This window comes from Deinococcus detaillensis (assembly GCF_007280555.1).
In the GTDB taxonomy this organism is placed as follows: Bacteria; Deinococcota; Deinococci; order Deinococcales; family Deinococcaceae; genus Deinococcus; species Deinococcus detaillensis.
Genome location: NZ_VKDB01000001.1, coordinates 49354 through 64198, shown reverse-complemented (window position 1 = coordinate 64198; position 14845 = coordinate 49354). Strand labels below are relative to the sequence as shown.

Here is a 14845-nt window from a genome sequence, read left to right as displayed (position 1 = left end):
CCGTTTGACTCAGAAGCCCTTCAGACGACCCTAAAAAAGCGGGCTTCACGGCAGACGAATAAAGAACATCAGCGGCGAGAATCGTCATTGTCTTCAAAATACTCGAAACGCAGCCCCCCGATGTCGACACTGTCACCTTCACGTGCTCCGACCCGCTTGAGCGCGTTGTAAAGGCCCTGACGCTTGAACACCCCCGACAAGTATTCGGCGGCGTCTTCGAGGTGGCGGGCAAAGCGCTCGATCTTTTCTTCGAACCCGCCGCCCTTGACCATCCAGATGCGCTCGACTTGGCCGTCTTTGTCGGCTTCCTCGCGCAGTTCGAGCTCCAGTGCGGGCACCACGATCAAGTCGCTCTCGACTTCCAGCGCGTGGGTCTGCGCCCACAGCTCGCGGGAAGGCAGTAGCTCGAAGAGGGCCAGGCGCAGCTCGGTGAGGCCCATTTTCTCGGCGGCACTGACCTGCAAGACCGGCAAACCGAACTTGGCCAGCTCGTCTTCGGCCATCATCGCCACGTCTTCTTCCACCGTATCGATTTTGTTCAGTGCAATCAGCGCCATGCTGTCGAGCAAGCTCGGATCGTAGCTGCGGAGTTCGGCTTGCAGAGCCTGCAACTCGCGGGCCGGATCGACCGCCACGTCCAGGACATACACCAACATGCGGGTGCGGCTGATGTGGCGCAGGAACTCCAAGCCCAGCCCTTTGCCCTCACTGGCTCCCTCGATGATGCCGGGGATGTCGGCCAGCGTCAGGCGCTCCTCGTCGTTTTTGGCGCTGACGACGCCCAAAATGGGCGAAAGGGTGGTAAACGGATAAGCGGCGATCATCGGGTTGGCGTTCGACAAGGCCGCCAACAAACTGGACTTGCCCGCGTTGGGATAGCCCACCAGGCCCACGTCGGCAATCAGGCGCAGCTCCAAGCGGAGTTTGCGCTTCTGGCCGCGCACCCCGATCTCGGAAAAGCGCGGAGCTTGCCGGGTACTGGAAGCGAAGACGCTGTTACCGCGCCCGCCCGCGCCGCCTCTGGCGACTGTTTTGAGCTGGCCGGGCGTGATCAAATCAGCCACCGCTTTGCCCGTTTCAGCGTCGAAGGCAGTGGTGCCGACCGGCACATCGATGATGATGTCTTCGGCGTCTGAGCCGTTGCGCAGGCGTCCCTCGCCGCCGTTGCCGGTACCAGCCTTGAATTTGCGGCGGCCCAGCAGGCGCTCCAAACTCTCGACGCCTTCCACCGCCCGCAAGATGATGCTGCCGCCTTTGCCGCCGTGTCCGCCGTCGGGGCCGCCTTTTTCCATGTATTTGGCGCGGTGAAAACTCATCGAACCGTCGCCGCCGTTGCCGCCGATGACTTCAATTTCTAATATGTCTCTGAAGGCCATAAATACTCCGTGAAGCTGTGGTGCGGTGAAGCGCTAGAAAATACCTAAGGCGGAGCGCCTGAGGCCAAAAAAAGCCGAGCGCGTGGCCCGGCGTTCTCAACCTCTTCAAGCCGCCTGAATGTAACTTGATTTCAGTCGGCGGCGAGTTGAACGGCGGGGGCCAACACGCTGATAAAGCGGCCCTTGTTGCCCTTGTTGGCAAACACCACTTCGCCGCTCACGAGCGCAAAGAGGGTGTGGTCGCGGCCCATGCCGACGCCGACGCCCGCTTTAAACTTGGTGCCGCGCTGGCGAACCAAGATGTTACCGGCCAGCACTTTTTCGCTGCCGAATTTCTTAACGCCGAGGTACTTGGGATTGCTGTCGCGCCCGTTCTTGGACGAGCCTACGCCTTTCTTGTGAGCCATGTTGGTGTCCTCTCTAAAGTCAATTGATGGGGGGTTCTGGTGCATGGGTGAGGAAGACCCTCACTTCATCCGATGTTCGCGGCTTTAGAGCCTCAGCCCTGAATGCCGGTGATCTTGATGGCCGTGAACTGCTGGCGGTGGCCGGTACGGCGGCGGTACTGCACGCCACTCTTGTACTTGCGGATATAGATTTTCTTGAGCTTGCCGTGATCGACAACTTCGGCCATAACGGTGAACTTGGCAGCGTCTTCGCCGAACAGGACTTGCTCGCCACCGATCATCATGGCCTTGAGGTCGAGCTTGTCGCCCATTGCGCCGCTCAGTTTCTCGACGCGGATTACGTCGCCTTCCTCTACGCGGTACTGCTTACCGCCGGTCTGGATAATTGCAAACATCGTGTTGGCTCCCTTGTGACTCCGGCCTGTTCAGTCACGCTTTGCCGAGTGGCAAGAGGTGAAGAAGGCTTCGGAGAAAGCACCCGCCAAAAAAGCAGGGCATCAGCGCAGAATTGTATCACGCCTGGGGGCGGCACTCAAGTTGCTCAGAAATACAAATCGTCGTCATCGTCGGAGTCGTCTTTCACAGCTTCGGTCGAGTCGGCTGCGTCTTGTTCCAACTCGGTACCCAGCGGCGCAGTCTCGTCCAGCGCTGCCCTCAGTGCGTCGATGCGCTCCCTACAGATTTCGTAGGCGGCCTGCGCCTGAGTCAGCAGCGGCAGCACTTTATCGAGGTCAGTTTCGCCCGCTTCCAACTCGGCGGCGATGCTGTTGAGCTGCTGATAAGCGGCGCGGTAACTTTGGGTCTTGGCCGCGCCCGCTGGAGCTTTTCTGGCGCTCATCCCCGGGCGGCGTCAATCAGGGCGCTGGCTCCCTGCTTGAGCATGTCCTGGGCCAGTTCTGCGCCCAAGTCGGCGCACTCGGCGGGGTCACCCTGGGTGCTGCCCTGAATAACCTTGCTGCCGTCGAGCGCGGCCACCCAGCCTTGCAGGGTCAGCACGCCGCTCTTGAGGGTCGCCATTGCGCCCACCGGGGCCATGCAGCCTGCCCCGAGTCCAGCCAGAAACTCGCGCTCGGCGGTGGTGCGGTCGTCGGTGCTCAGGTCGTGGATGGCGTAGGCCACCTCGATGCCCAGATCGTCGTCGCTGCGGGTTTCGAGCGCCAGTGCGCCCTGACCCGGCGCAGGCAACAGGATGGTGGGGTCAATCAGCTCGTCGATGCGGTTTCGCAGTTCGCTGCGGATCAGGCCCGCCGCCGCCAAGATGATGGCGTCGTATTCGGGGCCAGCCAGCGCAGCGAGGCGAGTATCCACGTTGCCGCGAAGCTCCACCACCTCGAAATCAGGCCGAAACGCCTTCAGGAACGCTTTGCGGCGCACGCTGCTCGTTCCGATCCGGGCCCCCTGCGGCAACTCGGCAAGCTTTTTCATGCCCTCCTTGCCGACCAGAGCGTCGCGGGCGTCTACGCGCTGCGGAATGCTGGCAATCTCCAGGCCCTCAGGCTGCTCAGTGGGCAAATCCTTGAGGCTGTGAACCGCGATATCAATGCGGCTCTGTAGCAGGGCGTCTTCAATTTCTTTGACCCAAAACCCCTTGTCCCCTTGGGCGGCCATGCTTTCCAGACTGGCCCGGTTGCGGTCTCCCTTGGTGAGGATGGTTTGGATGCGAAATTCGGTTTCCGGCCATTCTTCTTTGAGGCGGGCCACAACCCAGCGGGTTTGTGCGAGGGCCAACGCCGAACCCCTCGTGCCAACAGTGATAGAGCGCATAACTCGCTCCATTATGCCAGCCTTTTGAGCGGGGTGCTTGAGGCCCGCTGACAATGTTGCGGTGAGAGCACTCTGAGATCAACACTCTGGGATCAGCCAAAAAAAAGCGCCCTCACCAAGTGGAGGGCGCTGAGCCGCACAAAAACGCTGTATTGAACTTGCTTCAGATCATGGCAGGCATTCCGTCCGGTAGTCCGGGCATTCCCGGCAAATCGTCGTTTTGGCTGGGATTGGGTTCTGGCATTCCCGGCGTGTCGGGGTTGACTGGCGGATCATAAACCGGCACACCCGCGTTTCCGGGCATTCTTTCCGGCAACGGGGCGGGCATATTGGTCGGCTCGGTGGCGGGCGCAGAGGGAGGATCGGTCATGGGCAGTGGCCTCCTGGTCAAGTGAGAGTGAAGTGGGGAGGAGGTCAGTATGGCCCACTTGCTTGTCAGCCAAACGAGAAGACGGTGAAGTGTCCTTTACGGCGCACCATCAGCCAAGTCGCTTAGCCCGCTTGACAAGCCCGTGGAGCACTTGTAAGCTAACTGAGCCTGAAATGCCGAGGTGGCGGAATTGGTAGACGCACTAGTTTCAGGGACTAGCGCCGCGAGGCGTGGGGGTTCAAATCCCCTCTTCGGCACCACCCAGAGTTTCAAAACAAAAAGCGGTTTTCACCTGAAACGTGAAAGCCGCTTTTTGTTGCTCTATGCTAACGGCTATGAAACACAGTGCCAGCTTAGAGTTGCCCGCCCGCCCCGGACCCGAAGCCTATTTTACTGGCCCAGTCTGGATGCAGCCCCTGACCTCCGAAGTCATGCGCGTGACCTTTACGCCCGGCGCACGCACCGCCTGGCACACCCACCCACACGGCCAAACCCTGCTGATCGTCAGCGGCAGCGGGCGGGCGCAAAAGCGCGGCGGGCCGGTAATGTCGTTTCAGGCCGGAGACATCGTGACCGTTGAAGCCGGAGAGGAGCACTGGCACGGCGCGGCCCCCGACTCGGTGATGTCGCACTTCGCGCTGCAAGCCGGTCAGACCGTCTGGCTGGACAAGGTGACGGACGAGGACTACACGGGCTGAGCCCATAACAAACACGAAAAAGCGCTGAAGGCACAGGCCCCAGCGCTTTTTCGTGCTTAGTACTCCTTACTTTTTAGGCTCGTCGGCGACCTGACCCACCACGCCGGGCGCGACCCACGACATGCTGTTGAGGTCGGCAATGCTCATGGTCTTACCGGCAGCCACGCGCACCACGCCGTTGCGGTCTTTAATCGGGCCAGTAAAAGGGTCGAACTTGCCGCCCTTTTCCATCTCGGTGTCGAGCGCCATAATCCGGTCATACACGCTGACCGACTTGCCGCCGACCATCATCTTGGCGGCCTTGAGCTGCGGCACGAACTTGGCGTTGAAGGGCAGGCCGTTGTCCGCGCCCATCTCGACGGCTCCCTTGCTCAGCAGCCACCAGTAATCCACGTTGGCGAGGTTTTTGTTGGTGTAGGTGCCGTTGTGAACTTTGGTCAGGAAATCGATGTAAATCTTGTCCCAGTGAACGACGTGGCCGCTCACGACATTGTCGGGGCTGAATTTGAGCATCGGGTTGTAGTGACTAAACGTCGGGATGTTCTTGGCTCCGGCAGTCTGGACGCCGGTGGCGGAGTCCTCGGCGCTGGTCAGCACATCCGCGCCCTCGGAGAGCAGCGCTTCGCTGGCCTCGCGGGTTTTGGCCGGATCAAACCAGGAGTTGATCCACTTGACATTGACATTGGCTTTGGGATTGGCCGCCTTGACGCCCAGCGCAAAGGCCGACAGGTGGCGCTTGAGTTCGGGAATCGGGAAGGTGCCGACAAAGCCCACCTTGCCGCTCTTGGTCAGCGCCCCAGCAGCCAGGCCGTTGAGGTAGTAGACCTGATAGAAGTCGGCCATGTAGGTGGCCATGTTGGGGTTGCGCTTGAAACCGGCATTGTGGGCAAAAATAATACCGGGGTACTTCTTGGCAGCGGCCAGGGTGTCATCCATGTAGCCGAAAGAGGTGGTGAAAATCACTTTGCAGCCGTTCTTGGCCAGCCGGTCAATGACCGGGAGCGCTTGGCCTTCTTGCACGCTTTCTACGTACTGGGTTTCCAGCCAAGGCAGCGCCTTCTCGGCGGCTTTGCGGCCCTGGTCGTGGGCGTAGCTCCAGCCGATGTCACCGGTGGGGCCGACGTAGATGAAGCAGGCTTTGAGCTTGGCGTCTTGTGCGCCCGCCTGAGTGGCAGCAGAGGCAACGGTGAGGGCGAGGGCCAGCGTGAGCAGCTTTTGAATCTTGTTCATGGATTCTCCTTGAAAAAAGATGAGCGGGAATCTAAATCTTAGCTTAATGTAGAGTATTTTGGGGAAAGTATCTGATGGGCCAGCACTGCCGAGGCGCGTTTTACCTTTCGCCACGCGTGTACGGTCTACCCAAGGCTTCGGGCGCGGCTCCCTGCTGCCCGCGCAGGCCCGCCAAGGCCAGCACGATGATGACCAGCAAGTAAGGCATGGCCGAGAAAAATTCGGTGGGAATGAAGGTTTTGCCTTGAAGCCGAAATTGCAGGTAGTACAGCAGCCCGAAGAAAATGGAGCCGAAAATGGCCCGCAGCGGACTCCAACCGACGAAAATCACCAGCGCCACCGCGATCCAGCCGAGGCCCGCCGTCATGCCATCTGTCCAGGAGGGGCGGTAGACCAGCGACAGATACGCGCCCGCCAGGCCCGCCATCGCACCTCCAAAGGCCACTGCGCCGTAGCGGATCAGGTTGACATTCAGACCCAGCACGTCGGCGGCGGCGGGGTTTTCGCCCACTGAGCGTAAGGTCAGGCCCGCGCGGGTGCTGGTCAGCCAGAAGGCCAGCAGCAGCGCCAGCACGATGGCCCCGATGGTAAAGGGCCACTGGTTGGGCTGCCCGATGAGCGGAAAGCCCTCGTACTTTTTGCCGAGCAGCCCCGCCACGCCCAGGCCCAGCAAAGTCAGGCTCAGGCCCGACACGAACTGATTGGCCCGCAGGGTAATGGTGACGAAAGCGTGCAGCAGCGCCGCCAGCCCACCCGCCGCCATCGCCGCGAGAATACCCAGCCAGATGCTGCCGCTGCCGGGTGAGCCGTCGCCGTAAGCCACCGCGAAGCCCGCCAGAGCGCCGAGCGCCATCATGCCTTCCACGCCGAGGTTGACCACGCCTGCCCGCTCGTTGATGACGGCTCCGAGCGAGGCGAGCAACAGGGGCGTGCCGAACGCGAGGGCGCGGAGCAGGGCATTTAGAATTTCATCCATGTGACTCCTTGAGTGGGGGATAAAGAGTGGAGATCTTCGCTGAACTCACTTTCCAAACTTGATCCGGTTTTTTACAAAAATCTCGCTGGCAATCAGGCTCATCAAAATGACGCCAGAAAACACGTCGGTGATGCGGAATGGCAGGTTCATATTGATTTTCAGCACGTCGCCGCCCGCCAGGATGATGCCCATCAGCGGCGCGGTAATGAGGCACAGCAGTGGGTTCCCGCGTGCCAACCACGCCACGATGACAGCCGTAAAGCCGTAGCCCGAGGAAATCTGGCTGGGTTCCAGCAGTTTGTGATGGATGCCCGCCACCTCGCCCACGCCCGCCAGACCCGCCGCGCCACCAGTAATCATGGCCATCTTGAACAGCACGCTGTTGACGCTGATTCCGGCGTAGCGGGCCGCCTCGGGATTCTCGCCCGTGACCCGCAGCTCGTAGCCCCCGGTGCTGCGGCTCAGAAACCACTGGAGGCCCACCGCCAGCAGCACGCCCAGCAGCAAAGTGGGCCAGCCAACTTGAGTATTTGGCAAGGTCGGGAGCTGAGCAAAATCAGGGAAGTCATCGGAGTAAATGAAGCCGCGCACGTTCTTGCCTTTCCAGGGGCCGTTGATCAGGTAAATCAGCAGATAAGTGGCCACGTAGTTGAGCATCAGGGTGGTCAGGATTTCATTGACCTTGAGGCGGGTTTTGAGCAGCGCGGCGATGATTGCCCACAGCCCGCCTGCCAGAGCGCCGCCCACAAACATGGTGGGCAGCATCAGCAGCGGCGGCAGCGGCGTGAACAGCGCGATCCCGCCCGCCGCGACTGCCCCCAGCAGAAGCTGACCTTCCGCCCCGATATTGAAAAACTGTGCCCGGAACGCCAGCGTCAGACCAATGCCGATCAGCAGCAGCGGCGTGCCTCTCCGCAGCACCTCGGCCCACCCGCTCCAATCGCTGACGGTGCCCTGAAGCATGGCGGCGTAGGCTTCGAATGGATTGGTTCCAGCCAGCCAGAAGATCAGCCCGGCGACGACTAAGGCAAACACCAGCGCCCCCAACGTGACCCAAGCGACGCGCCCGCGTGGGGGGTCGGCAATCGGCGTGAAGCGGATCACGCTTTCAGCCCCCGCGTGTGGTTGACTTCGTCCGGCCCGGCATTCTCGGTCAGGTCGCCGGGGCCAGCGCCGTGCGGCAAGCCTCGACTGTCTGCGCCGCCCGCCATAATCAGTCCGATGCCTTCGCGGGTGGCCGTCGCCGCCGGATACGGCCCCAGCAACTCGCCGTGATACATCACCGCGACACTGTCCGACAGCGCCAGCAATTCGTCGAGGTCTTCGCTGACCAGCAGCACGCAGGCCCCGCGCTCGGTGGCGTCCATCAGGGTGCGGTGAACTTGCTCGGTTGCGCCGATGTCCAAGCCGTAGGTGGGATGAACGGCCAGAATGACCTTGGCCCCATCCTTTTGCGAACTGTCACCGAGTTCGCGGGCCAGAATGATTTTCTGGATGTTGCCGCCCGACAGCAGCCGCGAAGGAGTGTCCACGCCGGGGGTGCTGATGTCAAAGGCTTTGACCATACTTTTGGCGTGGGTGTCGAGTGCCCCGAGGTCGCGCACCGCGCCGCGTGCCAGTGGGGGCTTGGCGTAGTCGCGCAGCGCCAGATTCTCGGCCACCGTCATGCTCGGCACTGTGCCCATGTGAATGCGGTCTTCGGGGATGTGGGCCACGCCGGATTCAAAAATGGCCCGAGCATTCTGGCTCAGCGGCTGTCCATCGAGCTTGATCTCTCCAGCTTGAAGGTGGTGCAGCCCGGCCAGCACTTCCACCAACTCGCTCTGCCCGTTGCCCGCCACGCCCGCCACGCCGATGATCTCTCCGGCCCGCAAGTCCAGATTCACGCCACGCAAAGCAGGCAACCCCCGGCTGGAGAGCGCCTGCAAGTTACGGGCAGCAAACCGGACGGGAACGCTGGAGAGATTCGGCGGAGTCATGCGTTTGCGCTCAAAGCTGACCGAGCGGCCCACCATCATCTCAGCGAGGCTCTCGCGGCTTGCTCCAGCGGTGGGGGCATTGCCGGTGACTTTGCCTTTCCGTAGTACCGTCACCCTGTCAGTGATTTCCAGCACCTCACCGAGCTTGTGCGAGATAAAGATGAGGCTCTTGCCGTCGGCTTTGAGTTCGTTCATCACTTTGAAAAGGCCCTCCACTTCCTGCGGCGTCAGCACGCTGGTGGGTTCGTCCAAAATCAGCACCTTGACGCCGCGAAGGAGTGAGCGCAAAATTTCCACCCGCTGTTTTTCGCCAGGAGAAAGCTGTGAAACTTTGGCGCTCGGGTCAACGGCCAGGCCGTATTTTTCCGACAGTTCCCGGATGCGCCCGGCCATCGTCCGCGCCGGAAATAGGCCCGTGCTGGTGCCCAGCGCCAGATTTTCGGCCACCGAATGCTTGGACACCAGCATGGGGTGCTGCGGTACTAGGCCGATGCCGAGCTTGAGCGCCTGTGCCGGGCTGCTGATGGTCACGGCCTGACCGTTCACCAGCGTTTGGCCTTCGTCGGGCCGGTAGAGGCCGTACATTACGCTGATGACAGTGCTCTTGCCCGCGCCGTTTTCGCCGAGCAGGGCCAGCACTTCTCCGGCATTGAGGTACAGATTTACGTTGTCGTTGGCGACTACGCCGGGAAAGCGTTTGGTAATGCCGCGCAGCTCTAAGACCGGCACGGGCGGTGAGGCGGAGGTGGGCTGAGGGACAGTCATGGCAACTCCTTGGAAGCGGAGAACTGGGGAAAGAGGAGAGCGCGGCGCTTGTCACTTAGCTGAGACGAAGGAAAAGGAGGACCGCTTCACCGTTTTATGGCACTGGCTGCGCGGCCTGCTGAAGCTTGAGTATGCAACCTGTTCTCATTTTCTCTGACAGCCTGCGAAAAAATTGAGATACAACATCAGCAAGGATAGCTTTCTTTGCGAAACGGGATAGCTGAGGGTCAGGCTACGCTCTTGGGTCGGCCCTCCGCTACCGCAAAGTATTTAGATGTGAAATTGATTCCTCAAGTTTAGGTGCCCGCACGGCCAGGCGCAAGCAGCCCCCAACGCAAAGCGGGCGGGGAAGCCACTTGCTCCACCCGCCCACTTTTCAATTGCACTGTTTGGTTTTAGTTCCAGCGGCCCCCGGCACGGCGCTGCGTTTCCGGCTCGGCGGCGGCGTAGCTTTCCTCAGCTCGGGAGAGTTTCTTGCGGCCATACAGGCCTTCCAAGATGAACTCGGCGGCGCTGAGGCGGTGGGCGTCGCCCGCTTGCTCGGCGACCTCGGCAGCCAGCGTACTCAGGTTGGGCACCGCTCCGACAGCTTTGAGCGCGGCGGCCACATCGCCTGCCTGCGGAAAGCGGAAGACATTGCCGTCGTCAAACCACTTTTCCAGAGCCTTGGTGTCGGCGCTCGAATAGTGCCGCCCGTAGACTTGCCCCGCCGCCTTGCGAATGATGTCCTTGGCGATCACGTCCGCGCCGCGCAGCTCGCCCTCGTATTCGAGTTCGAGCTTGCCAGTGATGGCGGGCAATCCGGCGTATACGTCGCTGACGCGCACCACCGGCTCGTCACCCATCCTGAGCGAGCGGGCTTCGGCGTTGGCGGCGGCAACTTCCATCAGCGAGATCGGCAGACGCTGCGACACGCCGCTGAGCTTGTCCACCCGGCCATCTTCACGGGCCTGGAAGGCGATTTCCTCGATCAGCTCGGCCATGTAGCCGGGCACCGTCACACTGCTGTCGCGCACCGCTTCCTGCGCGGTGATCGACATGCCCTCGTCCACGGTTTTGGGGTAGTGGGTACGAACTTCGCTGCCGATGCGGTCCTTGAGCGGCGTGACGATCTTGCCGCGTGCGGTGTAGTCCTCGGGGTTGGCGCTGAAGACCAGCATCACGTCCAGCTCCAGTCTGACCGGGTAGCCTTTGATCTGCACATCGCCTTCTTGCAGGATGTTAAAGAGCGCCACCTGCACCTTGGGCGACAGATCGGCCAGCTCGTTGACGGCGAAAATGCCCCGGTTGGCACGCGGCAAGAGGCCGAAGTGCATGCTTCGCACGTCGCCCAGCGCAGTGCCGAGACGGGCAGCTTTGATCGGGTCGACGTCACCGATCAGGTCGGCCACTGTTACATCAGGGGTGGCGAGTTTTTCGACGTAGCGGTCTTCGCGGGCAATCCATTTGAGCGGCAAATTGTTGCCGTGTTCGCGCAGAAGTTCCTCGCCCTGAGCGCTGATCGGGTTGAGCGGATCGTCGCTGATTTCGCTCTCGGCAATCGCCGGAATGTGTGGGTCGAGCAGCGAGGTAATCGCCCGCAAAATGCGGCTCTTGGCCTGACCACGCAGCCCCAGCAAAATGAAGTTCTGGCGGGCCAGCAGTGCGTTGATCAGCTGCGGCACCACCGAGTCGTCGTAACCGACCACACCGGGAAACAGCGTTTCACCGCTCCTGAGCTTGCGCTTGAGGTTTTCGCGCACTTCGTCTTGGACGCGGCGGCTTTTGCCGTCAAAAGGAGCGCGGCCCGCGTATTCGGGCAAGCTGAGCAGTTCACCAACGGTCTGGGGCAGTTTTGTGTCATTCGGCATAGATAACGGAAAACTAGCACGCGCCCCAGCGCTGGACTGTGCCTTTTGCGGGGCTTAGCGGAGCCCAGTTACTTGAGCAAAAGGCCATACTGACTTCCAAGTCATCAAAGCAGTCCAGATACTCAGCAGCCGAGTCCACTGGTACGCTCTAAGCAACTGATTGACGGAGAGGCCCAAGTATGGGTAACTTAAAAAAGCCAATCCTATTAGACAGAACGCGGCGAAAAATAAAATTAAACTCAGTTTCTGGATAGTTGATACACAGTTAAACAAACTGAGCAGCAGGGGCCAACACAGCAAGGTCAGCAGACTGCCGAGTCCCAATGTCCAGCCCGCCAAATGCAGCAAGGTACCGGGCCGAATTCCCAAATCTTCCGGACTCGTCACAAACCAGCCGTCATACACCAGCATCGGAAAAAGTGCATTGCCAAGTGCAACGAGCACAACCAGGCCAACCAGTAGGCGGAGGGCAATCAGCATTCTTCATTGTAGTCAGCACGCTCCCGCCCTCACGCCCCGCCCGCTCCGGTGCGCTAGCGTAGAGCCGATACCCTGTGAGCCGATACTTCCTGAACAGCCAAGCCCCCGCCCGATCAAGCCGCCTGCTCACTCCCGTGCTGATCGGGCTGACTGCCGCTTTTGCCCTCGGCGGCTCAGGCAGCGCTCAAACCGGCTCCGAGCCTGCGGAGCTTCCGGCCACGGGCAATCCGACGCCTCTTTTTCCAGTTCTCGTGTTGCCCATTCCTGCGCCGACACCTCCGACGCTGCTCACCGCGCCGGACGCCGCGCCGCAGCCCGCGCCGACCACCGCGCCCTTTATCGGCCCGACGCTGCCGCCACTCTTACCGCCCGCACCGCCGATTATCGGGCCTGTCTTGCCGCCAGTGGTGCCCGTCACGCCCGCGCCTGTGCCTGCCAACCCGCTGCCCACCACTCCACCTGTTACTCCCATCCCAATCAATCCAGTACCCAGCAACCCAACACCCAGTAATCCAGTACCGATCAATCCAGTGCCCACGCTGCCTATACCCACTCCGACCTCGGTGAGTTCGGTGCGCGGCCTGTGGGTAGACGCCTTCGGGCCGGGCCTCAAAACCCCGGCGCAGGTGGCCCAGATGGTCAAAGACGCCCACGATCTCGGCGTCAATACCTTGTTCGTGCAGACCATTCGCCGCGCCGACTGCTTGTGCAGGCGCTCAAGTGTGCCGCGTGCCACCGACGCCGATTTGGCTCCCAGCTTTGATCCGCTGGCTGAGGTGCTCAGGCTCGCTCACGCGCAGGGCATTCGGGTGTTTGCTTGGGTCAGCGTGACGGGCGCGGGCAACGCCGCCGCGCCGAATCTGAGCCCTCAGCATGTGCTGAAGTTACACGGCCCCGCAGCCGGCCTGAATTCCTGGGTCAACCGCAGGCCCGACGGCAGTTACCTCGAAGGCTCAGACATCTGGCTGGACGCCGGCATTCCGCAGGCCGCCGACTACATGGCCCAGAGCATTCTGAGCGTCGTCAAGAACTACGACATCGACGGCATTCAGCTTGACCGCATTCGTTACCCCGACGGCGGCATGTGGGGCTACAGTTCGGCGGCGCTGGCCCGCTACCGCAGCGAAACCGGCAACAAGGGCACGCCGCTGCCGAGCGACCCCACTTGGATCAACTGGAAGCGCGAGCAGATCACCGCGTTGGTGCGCCGCATCGTGCTGGAGACGCGCCGTCTCAAGCCCAACGTCTGGACGAGCGCCGCCACCATCACTTACGGCGCTCCGCCCGCCGATTTAAGCGGCTTCGAAAAGAGCCGAACCTACAGCGACGTGCTGCAAAATTGGCCGGCTTGGACTCAGGAAGGCCTGATTGACCTGAATGTGCTGATGAATTACAAGCAGGACCTGGTGCCCAACCACACCCAATGGTTTGATGATTGGAACAAATTCGCCCTCAGTGTGCGCGGCAAAGCCGAGGTCGCGGCAGGCACGGCGCTGTATCTCAACAGCCCCGATGTTTCGCGTAACCAAATGCAGCGGGCGCTGAGCGCAGGCCTCGGCTGGGTCGGTTACGCTTACCGCACGCCGGGGGTGGACGTCTACAAAAACGGCCAAAGCCAGCCCAGGGGTTTTGAAGTGCTGCGGAAATCACTGACCCAAAACGGCGGCCCGCTCACTGCCACGCCCTGGAAGCTCTCGCCGCCGGTTCATTCCGGGGTGCTGGGCCGAGTCATCAGCAGCAGCGATATGGGCGGCAAAGTCGTGGAAGCCCGCAGCGCTGGCGGCACCTTGCTTGGCAAGACCACCACCGACGGCAACGGCTATTACGGTTTTACCGATTTGCCGCTGGGCGCGGTGGAAGTGCGGGTGGCCGGACAGCGCTGGCAAGGCCAACTTACCCAAGCGGGGGTGGCCCGCTACCCCGATTTGCTGCTCAAAGGAACCCAGATTATTCCGGCACTCAAAAGCAGGCCCTGAAATTCCCGCATAGATACTGGGAACGGCGCTCAGATTGTTAACTGAGGATAGAAAAGCAGCGTCCAATCCGGTCGAACGGGATTGGACGCTGCTTTCGTATTTGAGCTTTGAAATCTATTTGGGCCGTTTTTGGTGGGAAAACCCAGCTCAAAAATTTTGAATAAGCGGCGCAAACTTAGAGATGTAAAGCGTTTACTTGGTGGTTTTGCGCTTGCCGCGTGCCCGTGATTTGCCGAGCGAGTGGCCTTTGTCGTAGCTGGCCTGCATTTTTTGGCGGGTTTCGGCGGCCAGCGACTTAAAGTCGACCAAACCGGCTTCAAACGCCTCGATGCTGGGCTTGATGCTGCCGCCGCGCCGAGTTGCGGCGAGTTCACGGTTGGTGCGGTCAAACCACTCTTCAAATTCGGGGGTCGCTTCAAAGATCATTTCACGCATGCTGCGGCTGTAGGTTTCGTCGCTGTTGCGGCGGCTAAACTCTTTGGGCAACTGAAAGCGCTCGGTGTTCATGTAAGCCGCTTCAAACTGACCCTCACGCACCGATGATTTGAAATCTTTAACAAAGGTATCGCTGCGCTGGGGATTGGTGAGCAGTTGAACTTGTTCGCTCAATTTACGGTAAGCCATGTGTTGTTCCTCCTGAAAAGGAGTATGAGTTGAACAAGTCAGTAAGTCAAGAGCAAAACGCCTCAGCCAATCAACAGTTCGGAGGCTCCTTTGTAAAAATTGAGTGGTCTAGCCTTCTGAGCAGCAAAAAAGAAGTTGGCATTTCATTCAATCTCACCAAAACGGGACGGGACTTTTTGCAGTTCCACAACGGAGAATGATCCCCATAGTCGAAGCACTTAGGTTGGCCTTTAAGCTTCAGGTGAGGGATTTTTGACAGAAAAGCGGGCGCTCCCCCTACAGGTGCCGTCCTGCTCAAGGCAGCACCAGATATTGCTCCACATTGTCGTAAACCGACGCAAATAAGGACG

The 14845-nt window shown here is 60.7% G+C and carries 15 protein-coding genes and 1 tRNA gene; 3 read left to right on the top strand and 13 right to left on the bottom strand.

Translation table 11 applies throughout. The features are described 5' to 3' along the window. Nucleotides 1-68 precede the first annotated feature (68 nt). From obgE to FNU79_RS00300, 6 genes are all read right to left on the bottom strand, one after another. Nucleotides 69-1376, bottom strand: coding sequence for a GTPase ObgE (gene obgE, locus FNU79_RS00325; protein WP_143718964.1), 1308 nt, complete (start codon nt 1374-1376; stop codon nt 69-71). Between the two features lie 131 nt (nt 1377-1507). Beyond that, on the bottom strand, nt 1508-1783 hold the full coding sequence (rpmA, locus tag FNU79_RS00320; RefSeq protein ID WP_124870708.1) for a 50S ribosomal protein L27: 276 nt from the start codon (nt 1781-1783) through the stop codon (nt 1508-1510). Nucleotides 1784-1875: 92 nt separating this feature from the next. Further along, on the bottom strand, nt 1876-2178 hold the full coding sequence (gene rplU, locus FNU79_RS00315; protein WP_124870712.1) for a 50S ribosomal protein L21: 303 nt from the start codon (nt 2176-2178) through the stop codon (nt 1876-1878). Nucleotides 2179-2324: 146 nt separating this feature from the next. Beyond that, nucleotides 2325-2621 (bottom strand): exodeoxyribonuclease VII small subunit, encoded by a 297-nt coding sequence (gene xseB, locus FNU79_RS00310; RefSeq protein ID WP_143718963.1) that lies wholly within the window; start codon nt 2619-2621, stop codon nt 2325-2327. After that, nucleotides 2618-3547, bottom strand: coding sequence for a hydroxymethylbilane synthase (hemC, locus tag FNU79_RS00305; RefSeq protein WP_143718962.1), 930 nt, complete (start codon nt 3545-3547; stop codon nt 2618-2620). Before hemC ends, xseB begins: the two co-directional genes overlap by 4 nt. A gap of 163 nt (nt 3548-3710) precedes the next feature. After that, on the bottom strand, nt 3711-3917 hold the full coding sequence (locus FNU79_RS00300) for a hypothetical protein (RefSeq protein WP_124870721.1): 207 nt from the start codon (nt 3915-3917) through the stop codon (nt 3711-3713). A gap of 175 nt (nt 3918-4092) precedes the next feature. Here FNU79_RS00300 and FNU79_RS00295 point away from each other — a divergent pair. Together FNU79_RS00295 and FNU79_RS00290 are read left to right on the top strand one after the other, a co-directional pair. Further along, a tRNA-Leu gene (locus tag FNU79_RS00295) sits at nt 4093-4177 on the top strand. Between the two features lie 75 nt (nt 4178-4252). Further along, the gene (locus FNU79_RS00290; protein ID WP_143718961.1) at nt 4253-4615 is read left to right on the top strand and encodes a cupin domain-containing protein; all 363 of its coding nucleotides are present in this window, start codon (nt 4253-4255) and stop codon (nt 4613-4615) included. Nucleotides 4616-4681: 66 nt separating this feature from the next. Here the strand turns inward: FNU79_RS00290 and FNU79_RS00285 are convergent, their stop codons facing one another. From FNU79_RS00285 to FNU79_RS00260, 6 genes are all read right to left on the bottom strand, one after another. Continuing rightward, complete coding sequence (locus FNU79_RS00285; protein WP_143718960.1) at nt 4682-5845, bottom strand: BMP family ABC transporter substrate-binding protein; 1164 nt, start codon at nt 5843-5845, stop codon at nt 4682-4684. 100 nt (nt 5846-5945) lie between these two features. Next, nucleotides 5946-6821, bottom strand: a complete 876-nt coding sequence (locus FNU79_RS00280; protein ID WP_143718959.1) for an ABC transporter permease — start codon at nt 6819-6821, stop codon at nt 5946-5948. Nucleotides 6822-6866: 45 nt separating this feature from the next. Then, nucleotides 6867-7925, bottom strand: coding sequence for an ABC transporter permease (locus FNU79_RS00275; protein ID WP_225429784.1), 1059 nt, complete (start codon nt 7923-7925; stop codon nt 6867-6869). Then, on the bottom strand, nt 7922-9565 hold the full coding sequence (locus FNU79_RS00270; protein ID WP_143718958.1) for an ABC transporter ATP-binding protein: 1644 nt from the start codon (nt 9563-9565) through the stop codon (nt 7922-7924). Before FNU79_RS00270 ends, FNU79_RS00275 begins: the two co-directional genes overlap by 4 nt. Nucleotides 9566-9960: 395 nt before the next feature. After that, entirely contained in the window at nt 9961-11415 is a 1455-nt protein-coding gene (locus tag FNU79_RS00265; protein ID WP_143718957.1) for a sigma 54-interacting transcriptional regulator, read from the bottom strand. Between the two features lie 54 nt (nt 11416-11469). Beyond that, nucleotides 11470-11895, bottom strand: coding sequence for a hypothetical protein (locus tag FNU79_RS00260; protein ID WP_143718956.1), 426 nt, complete (start codon nt 11893-11895; stop codon nt 11470-11472). 74 nt (nt 11896-11969) lie between these two features. On the opposite strand from FNU79_RS00260, the gene FNU79_RS00255 reads away from it, so the two are divergent. Then, nucleotides 11970-13871 (top strand): family 10 glycosylhydrolase, encoded by a 1902-nt coding sequence (locus FNU79_RS00255; RefSeq protein WP_225429783.1) that lies wholly within the window; start codon nt 11970-11972, stop codon nt 13869-13871. Nucleotides 13872-14063: 192 nt separating this feature from the next. On the opposite strand, the gene FNU79_RS00250 is transcribed toward FNU79_RS00255, so the two are convergent. Further along, entirely contained in the window at nt 14064-14495 is a 432-nt protein-coding gene (locus tag FNU79_RS00250; RefSeq protein WP_143718955.1) for a hypothetical protein, read from the bottom strand. Nucleotides 14496-14845: the final 350 nt, after the last annotated feature.

Excerpts from the sequence above, each read along its gene's own strand:
- hemC (WP_143718962.1), bottom strand. The coding sequence starts at position 3,547 with ATGCGCTCTATCACTGTTGGCACGAGGGGTTCGGCGTTGGCCCTCGCA.
- FNU79_RS00290 (WP_143718961.1), top strand. The coding sequence starts at position 4,253 with ATGAAACACAGTGCCAGCTTAGAGTTGCCCGCCCGCCCCGGACCCGAA.
- FNU79_RS00250 (WP_143718955.1), bottom strand. The coding sequence starts at position 14,495 with ATGGCTTACCGTAAATTGAGCGAACAAGTTCAACTGCTCACCAATCCC.
- FNU79_RS00270 (WP_143718958.1), bottom strand. The coding sequence starts at position 9,565 with ATGACTGTCCCTCAGCCCACCTCCGCCTCACCGCCCGTGCCGGTCTTA.
- FNU79_RS00260 (WP_143718956.1), bottom strand. The coding sequence starts at position 11,895 with ATGCTGATTGCCCTCCGCCTACTGGTTGGCCTGGTTGTGCTCGTTGCA.
- rpmA (WP_124870708.1), bottom strand. The coding sequence starts at position 1,783 with ATGGCTCACAAGAAAGGCGTAGGCTCGTCCAAGAACGGGCGCGACAGC.
- obgE (WP_143718964.1), bottom strand. The coding sequence starts at position 1,376 with ATGGCCTTCAGAGACATATTAGAAATTGAAGTCATCGGCGGCAACGGC.
- FNU79_RS00300 (WP_124870721.1), bottom strand. The coding sequence starts at position 3,917 with ATGACCGATCCTCCCTCTGCGCCCGCCACCGAGCCGACCAATATGCCC.
- rplU (WP_124870712.1), bottom strand. The coding sequence starts at position 2,178 with ATGTTTGCAATTATCCAGACCGGCGGTAAGCAGTACCGCGTAGAGGAA.
- FNU79_RS00265 (WP_143718957.1), bottom strand. The coding sequence starts at position 11,415 with ATGCCGAATGACACAAAACTGCCCCAGACCGTTGGTGAACTGCTCAGC.
- FNU79_RS00280 (WP_143718959.1), bottom strand. The coding sequence starts at position 6,821 with ATGGATGAAATTCTAAATGCCCTGCTCCGCGCCCTCGCGTTCGGCACG.
- xseB (WP_143718963.1), bottom strand. The coding sequence starts at position 2,621 with ATGAGCGCCAGAAAAGCTCCAGCGGGCGCGGCCAAGACCCAAAGTTAC.
- FNU79_RS00285 (WP_143718960.1), bottom strand. The coding sequence starts at position 5,845 with ATGAACAAGATTCAAAAGCTGCTCACGCTGGCCCTCGCCCTCACCGTT.